Source organism: Candidatus Caldatribacterium sp. (assembly GCA_014359405.1).
In the GTDB taxonomy this organism is placed as follows: Bacteria; Atribacterota; Atribacteria; order Atribacterales; family Caldatribacteriaceae; genus Caldatribacterium; species Caldatribacterium oleiphilum.
In genome coordinates this window covers 791-2,637 of record JACIZN010000171.1, presented here as the reverse complement: position 1 = coordinate 2,637, position 1,847 = coordinate 791, and the positions used below count along the sequence as shown (strand labels likewise).

Genomic DNA, 1,847 nt, shown 5'->3' with positions numbered 1-1,847 from the left:
GTATAATCGAAGAAGACCTCATTGGAGTTTAGGGTACAGGACTCCCTGGGAGTACCTGAGGGATACTGGAATTGTAGAGTGTCCCACATGATGTGAACCTAAACAACCTCTTGACGAGCTTGGAATTACCCTGTACAATAGGCACTGATATCATGTTTTTATTTTGTTATTACAAAGGGGGTAGAGCGGTGGAGTACACCTGCAGAGACATTGCAAAGATGATTGACCACTCCCTTCTTCGCCCCGATCTCACCGACGAAGACATTGTAAAGGGGTGCGAAATCGCGAGGAAGTACCAGGTAGCATCAGTCTGTTGTCGGCCCTCAGACGTTGCCCTGGCAAAGAAGCTCCTTGAGGGAAGCGGCGTGAAGGTGGGAGCAGTGGTTGGCTTTCCTCACGGTTCCCACAAAACCGAAACAAAAGTCTTTGAGGCAGAGCAGGCAATTCGGGATGGAGCAGAGGAGCTCGATATGGTCATCCATATCGGGAAGCTCCTTTCCCGGGATTTTGCATACGTCAAGCGGGACATTCAGGCCGTGGTCGAAGTGGCTCACAAACACGGAGTCATCGTGAAAGTCATCCTCGAGAACTGTTACCTCACCGATGAGCTGAAACGCATAGGATGCCGCTTAGCAGAAGAGGCAGGTGCAGACTTTGTCAAGACCTCCACCGGATTTGGCCCTGGAGGAGCCACAATAGAGGACCTTATTCTCATGCGGCAAAGTGTCTCACCCCGCGTCCAGGTGAAGGCAGCTGGGGGAGTACGAGACCTTGATACAGCTTTGAAAGTTCGGGAAGTAGGGGCAACAAGGTTTGGTGCAACAAAAACCGAAGAGATTATGGAGGAGTGTTACCGAAGAAAAGGTAGAGAAGAATGCTGTTAGTCCGAAAGGAAGGAGGGTCATCTATGAAGATGAAGAAAGTATTTCTTGACGGGGTAGGAAAAATGCCTGTAGTAAGGGAGGTTGAGGTACCCACTATCAGTGACGAGGAGGTCCTTATTAAAGTTAAAGCGGCTAGCATTTGTAATATGACAGACCTGCACACGATTGAGGGCACCCACCCACCCCATCATGTTTGGGCCGAGGATTTTTTCAAGACCCCTGAGTCGGCTTGGCCAGCTCCGCTCGGTCACGAAGGTGCTGGGGTTGTTGTGGAAGTTGGTAAGTACGTTTCAGAGTTCAAAGTAGGAGATCGAGTTTGTACGATTCATGTTAGCGACACCATGTCTGAATACGTAAAAGCACGCCCAGAGTGGATAGCAAAAATTCCTGACAGCTTATCCTTTGAAGAAGCTGCCCCCCTAGAAATGTTGGCGTGGGTTAATGTACTCGTTGAAGACAGCGTACACGTTGGAGACTCGGTTGTGGTTTTGGGTCAGGGGGCTTCCGGCCTTATGGCCACACAGTGCGCGAGGACAGCAGGAGCCGGATTAATTGTGGCTTCCGAACCCTCCCCTATAAAAAGGGAACTATCTTTAAAGCTGGGTGCCAACGTTGCTGTGGACCCGACAAGAGAGGATCTTGTCGAGAGGGCTATGGACTTAACCAGAGGAAGAGGCGTTGACGTAGTGATAGAGTGTGTTGGCATTCCAGAGACTATCAGTGTTTCCACGAGACTCCTTAAAAAGAGGAATCCATCGATTGGTGAACAACCGGGAGTAATTGCTATCTTTGGGGCATGTCCTCAATTGGTGCCCTTTGACTTTTTTGAGCTTCATTTTAAGGGTGGTAGGGTGGTAACGTCTGGTGCCACCCGCATCGGATACACTAAGTATGGCCTGCTTAGGGCGGTTGACCTTGTCGCTTCGGGGCAAATCAAGATTCGTCCTCTCCTGACACACAAGT

General features: G+C 50.0%; 1 protein-coding gene and 1 pseudogene (1 of these 2 cut by a window edge). Both read left to right on the top strand.

The annotated features are described in order from the left end of the window. The first annotated feature begins 152 nt into the window (after positions 1-152). Entirely contained in the window at positions 153-884 is a 732-nt protein-coding gene (gene deoC, locus H5U36_09965; protein ID MBC7218430.1) for a deoxyribose-phosphate aldolase, read from the top strand. A 23-nt stretch (positions 885-907) separates the two neighbouring features. Beyond that, positions 908-1,847, top strand: a pseudogene (locus tag H5U36_09960) (zinc-binding dehydrogenase); it runs 23 nt beyond the window's last position.